Source organism: Nocardioides sp. NPDC023903 (assembly GCF_040639295.1).
GTDB lineage: Bacteria > Actinomycetota > Actinomycetes > Propionibacteriales > Nocardioidaceae > Nocardioides.
Map to the genome: position 1 here is coordinate 1 of NZ_JBEZZS010000066.1, position 7,445 is coordinate 7,445.

Annotated in this window: 6 protein-coding genes and 1 pseudogene; 5 read left to right on the top strand and 2 right to left on the bottom strand. The window is 68.0% G+C overall.

The features are described 5' to 3' along the window. Window positions 1-476 precede the first annotated feature (476 nt). Window positions 477-1,058: a TetR family transcriptional regulator C-terminal domain-containing protein gene (locus AB0F44_RS29795; RefSeq protein ID WP_357360935.1), complete on the bottom strand. Its 582-nt coding sequence runs from the start codon at window positions 1,056-1,058 to the stop codon at window positions 477-479. Between the two features lie 142 nt (window positions 1,059-1,200). On the opposite strand from AB0F44_RS29795, the gene AB0F44_RS29800 reads away from it, so the two are divergent. From AB0F44_RS29800 to AB0F44_RS29820, 5 genes are read left to right on the top strand one after another with little or no spacing between them, the layout of a single operon-like run. Beyond that, window positions 1,201-2,391 (top strand): cytochrome P450, encoded by a 1,191-nt coding sequence (locus tag AB0F44_RS29800; protein WP_357360937.1) that lies wholly within the window; start codon window positions 1,201-1,203, stop codon window positions 2,389-2,391. A gap of 10 nt (window positions 2,392-2,401) precedes the next feature. Next, window positions 2,402-2,602: a ferredoxin gene (locus tag AB0F44_RS29805; RefSeq protein WP_357360939.1), complete on the top strand. Its 201-nt coding sequence runs from the start codon at window positions 2,402-2,404 to the stop codon at window positions 2,600-2,602. Window positions 2,603-2,606: 4 nt separating this feature from the next. After that, entirely contained in the window at window positions 2,607-3,761 is a 1,155-nt protein-coding gene (locus AB0F44_RS29810) for an FAD/NAD(P)-binding oxidoreductase (protein WP_357360940.1), read from the top strand. A gap of 42 nt (window positions 3,762-3,803) precedes the next feature. Further along, window positions 3,804-5,246, top strand: a complete 1,443-nt coding sequence (locus AB0F44_RS29815) for an APC family permease (protein WP_357360942.1) — start codon at window positions 3,804-3,806, stop codon at window positions 5,244-5,246. Beyond that, the gene (locus AB0F44_RS29820) at window positions 5,179-6,960 is read left to right on the top strand and encodes an amidohydrolase (protein ID WP_357360944.1); all 1,782 of its coding nucleotides are present in this window, start codon (window positions 5,179-5,181) and stop codon (window positions 6,958-6,960) included. The genes AB0F44_RS29815 and AB0F44_RS29820 overlap by 68 nt, the downstream gene beginning before the upstream one ends. 149 nt (window positions 6,961-7,109) lie before the next feature. On the opposite strand, the pseudogene AB0F44_RS29825 reads toward AB0F44_RS29820, so the two are convergent. Beyond that, window positions 7,110-7,307 (bottom strand): annotated as a pseudogene (locus AB0F44_RS29825) (transcriptional regulator); the annotation flags it as partial. Between the last annotated feature and the right edge of the window lie 138 nt (window positions 7,308-7,445).

The following is a 7,445-nucleotide window of genomic DNA, read 5'->3' on the forward strand; positions in this document are numbered from 1 at the left end:
TCCTCGACAGCCTCGAGACGCTGCCCCAGGACCGCCCGATCCGGCTGGACCTCACCGGACTGCACCACCTCGACCACGCCTGCCGCACGGCACTCGCGAACTGGGCCTTGCAGCACAGCGACGCCGAGTCCGTGCAGATGACCGAGCTGGCCAACGTCGGCGCCGGCAGCTAGGACACCGGCGAGATCATCGGGCCCAGTGCCACCGACAGCGTCGTCGCGTGGCACTAGATGATTGATGCACAGCCCGATCTGGGGTTTCAGTGGTCGTAGGCGGTCAGGCTGACCTGTGCGGCCCTTCTCGCGGTAGCGGGTGGACCACGGGATGTGGCCGTGCTGAGCCGCCAAGGCTCGTTGGCCGGCAGTGTGCTGGTGTGGTCCGCGCCGAGAACGAGCTCCGGGCGCTCTTGGCGACTACGGGCTGAGCGAGCGCTGATCCCGTGCCGCGGGCCCGAGGTCGTCTCGACGGCTTGGCGGTCAGAGCGCTCCGATGAACTGCCTGATCTGAGATTCCAGGTATGCCCTGTCTGATCGATCGGCGTAGAGCGCGCAGGTCACGCCAAGTCCGTCAACGAACACCGCGAGCAACCTCGCGATCGTCTCGGGCGGGAGAGCTGAGCGGATGGCACCAGCCTCGACCGCTGCCTCCACCCGCGCGACGATCTTCGCCTCGTAGGCCGCGTGATCGGCCGAAAGAGAGGTCGCGAGCTCGGGCTTATCCGCGAGACGTCCGAGCAGGCCTAGGAAGATCCGAAAGTCCAGCGAGCTCATCTCGTCTGTTGGCAGGGCGCGTAGCAGCGTTCTGACCAGCTCGTCGAGGGCGTCTCCGGTGTCGGCAGCTGCGTCGGCCGCCGCCTCACGTTGCAACGCGAGGCGGTACGCATAGAGGAGTAGCTCGTCGCGGTCGGTGAAGTAGTGCTGGATGACACCTCGGGTCCACCCAGCCTGTGCTGCGACGCTCCGAACCGAAACCCGGTCGATGCCTTCGCGGGCGAGGACTTCCAGCAAGGCCGTTCCGAGCTCCTCTCGTCGGGCCTCGTAGTCCACGATCTTCGGCACATCCGCTCCCTGCTCGCCTGGTGTTGGGCCTATTCAAACGCATGCCCCTGTGTATCCGGGCTGTAAATCGTACGTAGCGAGCCTTGCCGGGGCCGAGTCGGCGTGTTTATATATGTCAGCGTCATATTTAAGGGAGGTCGACGTGATCAACACACCGTTCACCGAAGGTGAACTTCTGGAGCGCCCGTGGATACCCCTCGAGCGCGTTGCGCCCGGCACGACCGTCGTCCGCTCGGATCGAGGGGTGGAGGTGATCGGCTACAGCGCCTGCGCGTCCCTGCTGCGTGACACAGACTTCAACACCGGCCTCGTGGAGCTGTTCGACCTGTCGGGAGTCACCGACGCGACCTTCCGCCAGCTCGCGGCTGAAGGCGTCAACTACGCGGAAGGGGAAGCACACACGCGGCTGCGCGCTGCGATCGGCTCGTTCTTCACCCCGGATCGCGTAGCTGCGATGCGCAGCGACGTTCGCGCGGGCATCGAAGAGGCTCTCGATGCTATGGGCGATGCCGCCGAGGTCGAGCTGGTCGGTCAGCTGATCCGCGACGTTCCCAGCGGTGTGTTCGCACGCCTCCTCGGCGTCGACCCCGTCGAGCACGGAGCCTTCATCAGTCGCATCTCCGAAGAGGCCGTGCGCGTGTTCGAGATGGACCCGAGCCTGAGCGGTCCGGTCACCATCGCGTGGACGGAGCTGACCAACTGGGTCGACGAGCTCATCGACCTCCACGTTCCCGGCGATCCGAAGGACAACGTCGTCGACCACCTGCTCGAGCAGCGCGCCCGGGGGAACCTGTCGGCGGCCGACGTGCGTACCTCCCTGGCGACGCTGCTCGCAGCCAGCACCGACACGACGCAGATCCTCGCCGGCTGCATGTTCTGGGCCTTCATCGAGAACCCGGATCAGTGGGAGCGGCTCCGTGATGACCCGGCGCTCGTGTCCTCTGCGGTGACCGAATCCGCGCGGTACCGGCCCGGGGACGCGTGGATCTTTCGCGTCGCATCGGTCGACGCGGTGATCGACGGTATGCCGGTCGCTGCAGGTGAGCACGTGTACGCGCTGATCGGCGCCGCGCACCGCGATCCCGGCGTGTTCGCCGCACCCAACAGCTTCGACATCGGCCGCACAGGTGAGCGGATGCCCTTGAACTGGGGGCTCGGGCGCCACTTCTGCCTCGGCCGGATGTTCGCCGTCATGGAGCTGGAGGAGATGCTCCTGGCCACCTCGCGCCGCTGGCGGTCGATCACGCACCGCGATCCGGCCCGTGCCGCAGAAGCCGAATATCTCTCGGTCCAGCAGCACTTGCCCGTGCGCGTCCAGCTCGCATCTCGCTGAAAGGAACGCCATGCCCACGCTCAACCCCGACGTCAGCGCCTGCATCGGCGCGGGCATCTGCACCAACACCGCGCCCAGCGTGTTCGACCTGGACACGAACGGCCTCGTGCTGCTGAAGACCGAGACTGTCGATCCCGCGGACGTGGCTGCCGTCGACAGCGCGATCGCCATCTGCCCGGCTCAGGCACTGCGCTGGGCAAACCGTGACTGAACCCATGACTACCGTCATCGTCGGCGCCGGAGCGGCAGGCCTGGCGTGCGCCAAGCACCTCCGCGAGCTCGACCCGGCACGGGCGATCCACCTCATCGACAAGGACCCGGACGCCCCGTACGATCGTCCGCCGCTGTCCAAAGGGCTGACCGGTCAGGGACCCGCAGGCAGCGGGCTCAGGGACTTGACCGACGCAGCGATCCACGTGCATATCGGCACCGCGACTCGGCTCGAGTCGGATGTGCGAACCATCCACACCGACACGGGTCCGATCGAGTATGACGAACTGGTACTGGCTCCTGGCTCCCGGCCGCTTCGAGCGCCATGGGCCTCCGACGCCGTGCTCGCGCTGCACTCTCTAGCTGACAATCGGCGTCTGCGCGCCGCTGTCGCGAACAGCGACCGCGCGATCGTCGTCGGCGGCGGATTCATCGGTGCCGAGCTGGCCGCGTCCCTGAACGCCGCGCAGGTCTCTACCACGCTCCTGTTCCGGGACGGGACGCTGTTCCGGTCCAGACTCGGGACGGAGGTCTCCGGCGCGATCAGCGACTGGCATACGAGTGCCGGCGTCGCTCTCGTCGGTGACGCCACCGTCGACGCGGTAACCGGGAGGCCGGACACCGCCACGCGCGTGACGCTCACCGACGGACGCCACTTCGACGCCGATCTCGTCGTCGCAGGTGTCGGCTCCAAGCCGGACACCGGATGGTTGGCGGGGAGCGGCATGCTCGGCGAGGACGGGCACATCATGACCGACGCGTCGCTGCGCACCGCCCTGCCCGCCGTATGGGCAGCCGGAGACAGCGCTTCGTGGGCGGACGCAGACGGAGGCCTCGTCCGATCCGCGCATTGGACGACCGCGCGTTCCCAGGGGCGCCACATCGCCTCTGACATCGCCGCGGAGGCAACCACCCGGTACCGCGAGGAGCCGTACTTCTGGTCACTGCAGCACGGCAACCTCCTGCAAGGCGTGGGACGTATCCAACCCCACGCGTCCCGCAGAGACGTGACCCGAACCCCTGCCTCGCGCGACGGCCTGCTCGCCCGCTACGTCGTCGACGGTCACCTCGTCGGAGCAGTCGGCCTGAACGACCCGCAGGGTTTCCTCAGCTTGCGTGCCGAGCTGGCCGACGAGCTTCGCCCAGCAGCATCCCGATAGACCGTCCCGCGCAGCCCTCCGCCGAAGGATTCGAGGTTCCTCATGCCCACCACTCCCACTCCCCAAGAGGGCGCCCTGAAATCCGGCGTCCTGACCGCTGGCGGGATCGCTCTGATCGTCGTGGCCGCTGCTGCGCCACTTGCACTGATCGCCGGATACGGGCCGATCGGGTTCCTGGTCGGCGGCATCGGCGCCCCCGCAGGCTTCATCGTCGCGGGCGCGGTGCTGGCCCTGTTCATGACAGGGATCCTGGTGATGACCAGGCACGTGGACAGGCCCGGGGCGTTCTACGCCTACATCGCCCGGGGCCTCGGCCCGTCCGCCGGCACAGGTGCCGCCTCCGTGGCGATCGTCGCATACCTCACAGTGAACATCGGCGGAATGGGGATCCTCTCCGTCACCACGCAGAACCTGGTTCAGCTCGCGTTCGGGGTCGAGGTCCCGTGGTGGGTCATCGGGCTCATCCTCACCGGGGCGACCTGGTACGTCTGCCGACGCGGCATCGACGTCGGGGTCAAGCTGCTCGTGGTGATCCTGGCCGCCGAGATGGGGATCCTCCTCGTCATCGCCGTGGCCATCCTCCTGCAACCAGCTCCGACCGGCCACAGCTTCGCCGCGTTCGAACCCGCAAACATCTTCACACCCGGGATGGCGGCGGCTTCGCTGGTGTGGTTCGGCGCGTACTTCGGGATTGAGTCGACCACGCTGTACCGGTCCGAGACGCGCAACCCGGAACGCACCGTGCCGCGAGCGACCGTGATCTCGCTCGCCTTCCTGGCGCTCTTCTACTGCTTCTTCGCCTGGGCACTGGCGCAGGCCTTCACCGTCCCGGCCCTCGCCGACGCCATCGCCGCTGAACCCGCGGCCATGCTCTACACGATCGCTGACCACTACGTCGGACCGTGGGCAGGGCTGGCCGCACAGGCGCTGCTCGTGACGAGCTCGCTCGGCTCGGGCATCGCGTACTACAACGCCGTCAGCCGGTACGCGCACTCCATGGGGACAGACCGCATGCTGCCCCGCGCCACGACACGGGTCCACCCGCGCTACCGGTCGCCCTCATTCGGCAACGTGCAAGCGATCATCATGACCGTTGCCGTGCTCGCCTTCGGGCTGCTCGGTCTCGACCCGTATCTGCAGCTGACGGTGTGGTTCTCCAGCCCTGGCTCTCTCGGGATCATGCTCCTGATGGCGCTTGCCTCGCTCGCCGTGGTCGCGTACTTCATCCGGCACCGGACAGCACGTCGGTCGACGCGCGTCACGGTCCTCATCACCGCGGTACTGTCCTTCATCCTTCTCGTCGCGGTCGTGTACGAGATGATCGCCAACATCGAGCTGCTTACGGGCGGCGGGCTGGCCCTGAACATCGCCGTCGTCGCCACTCCCGTGCTGATCTTCCTCGTCGTCGCCACCGCCAGTGCGGTTCGCCGACGCCTCAAGCGGCAGCCGGCGGCGCTGCCCGCGAGCGCGGCGGAGGGGGCCTGAGACGATGCCTCAGCACACTGACACGCTCGATCTGGTGCTCACAGGTTCCTTCTGGACACCCGCGCTCGAGCGCCCGGAGACCGGCGGGATCGCCGTCAAGGATGGCGTCATCGTCGAGGTAGCGCGGACGCCGTCCGCGATCGCGAATCTCGTCGAGTCGGCCCACGAGGTGATCCCACTCGGTGACGGGATCGTCGTCCCAGGACTGCAGGACGCCCACGTACACCCGGTGTTCGCAGCGCTGCAACTGCGCTCATGCGAGCTGACTGAACTCGCAACTGCCGACGAGTTCCTGACGGCCATCGCCCGATATGCGCACGCCCACCCCGAACGGGACTGGGTGACCGGAGGTGGGTGGACGTTCAACGCGTTCCCGCCGTCCGGGCCCCACCGGCGCGATCTCGACCGCATCTGCCCGTACCGTCCCGTCGCTCTCACCGTGCGGGACGTCCACGCGATGTGGGTGAACTCCGAAGCGCTGCGGCGGGCGGGTGTGACCGACGCGACCCCCGACCCGCCGGGAGGCCGCATCGAACGAGATGCGAACGGGCAGCCGACCGGAGTGCTGCACGAACAGGCGATGGCGCTCATCCACAGCGCCATACCTGCCCCTACCACGGCGGAACTCGACTCGGCGCTCTGCGAAGGGCAGCGCGTCCTGCACGCCAACGGAATCACCGCGTGGCAGGACGCCCTGATCGGCAGCTTCGGGGGAAACCCCGATGTCTACGAGTCGTACGTCCGGGCCGCGCAGCGCGGCACCCTGACCGGGCGCGTGAATGGTGCACTGTTCTGGGATCCAGGATCCGGCCTCGCTCAGCTGGACGGACTGCGCGAGCGCCGCGACGCGGCCCGGATCGGGCGGTTCACCGCGCGCGCCATCAAGATCATGCAAGACGGCATCCCGGAGAACCACACTGCCGCGATGCACGCGCCATACCTCGATGAGAACGGCACGCCAACGGAAACGACCGGCGGGTCGCTGCTCGACCCCGAGGCACTCACTGCGACGGTCGCCGAGCTGGACGCCGCCGGATTCGATCTGCACTTCCACGCGATGGGGGATCGGGCGCTCACCGAGGTACTGGATGCTCTGCAGCATCGGCCGGGAGCTCCCGACGCCCGCCACCAGATCGCACACCTGCAGTCAGTGGCGCCCGGCGACATCCCTCGGCTGCGCCAGGTCGGCGCGACCGCGAACATCCAGGCCTACTGGGCGGCGCACGAGGAACAGATGGACCACATCTGCATCCCGCTGCTGGGGCCGGAACGAGCGGACCAGCAGTTCCCGTTCGCGGAATTACGCCGCGCAGGGACCCGCCTGGCAGCGGGCAGCGATTGGCCCGTCAGCACCCCCTCCCCGCTGAGCGCGATTCACGTCGCGGTGAACCGGGTCCTGCCCGGACGCACCGCGGATCACCCTGTCTTCATCGAGCGACAGCGGCTCAGCGTGCACGACGCGCTCACCGCGTACACCGCCGGCGGCGCCTGGGTGAACAGGCTGGACCGCACCGGGGCCATCCGCCCGGGCTTTCTCGCCGATTTCACGATCCTCGATGCCGACCCGTTCGCGGTGCCCGCTGACCAGATCCACGAGATCGCCCCCATCGCCACCGTCATCGCAGGCGAAACCGTATGGGCGGCAGAGGACTGCACCGGGGGAGAGCCGCTGTCTGGAGGCTCAGCCGGCCACTCGCCGTCATCGCGCTTGTAGAGACAACTGTCGGATGAGTTACCGAGCAGGTGCTCCTGCTCGGTAACTCCGAAATCTCTGCGAGCGCGGTCCGGCCCCGGAAGGTTGACTGGAGCACTCCGGTCAGTCCAACGCTGCTGTTCCGGGGCTGGTGAGGCATGGGCCAATCCTCAGGCAGAGTTGCTTCCCGCGGCGTACGCCGGGAGCTCGGCGCCCCAGGAGGCGAGCAGCTTGAGGCGGTCGGCTGAGGGGGAGCCTGGTTCGGCGGTGTAGACCATCAGGACCTGGCCGGGTTCGGCGGTGACTGCGAGCTCTTCGTAGGCGAGGGTGACTTCGCCGACCTCGGGGTGGTGGAAGCGTTCCTCGCTCTCGCGGCCGCGACCATCGCCGTGCTCGTACTATGGAAATGGCTGCCCAGCCGCGCACAGATCGTGCCGGGAGCCCTCGCCGCGGTCGCGATGGCGACCGTCGCGTCGCTCGCGTTCGGGCTGCCTGTGGCGACGGTC

What these genes read in the sequence shown, in the direction of transcription:
- AB0F44_RS29805 (WP_357360939.1), top strand. Translation starts at nt 2,402, where the DNA reads ATGCCCACGCTCAACCCCGACGTCAGCGCCTGCATCGGCGCGGGCATC.
- AB0F44_RS29810 (WP_357360940.1), top strand. Translation starts at nt 2,607, where the DNA reads ATGACTACCGTCATCGTCGGCGCCGGAGCGGCAGGCCTGGCGTGCGCC.
- AB0F44_RS29815 (WP_357360942.1), top strand. Translation starts at nt 3,804, where the DNA reads ATGCCCACCACTCCCACTCCCCAAGAGGGCGCCCTGAAATCCGGCGTC.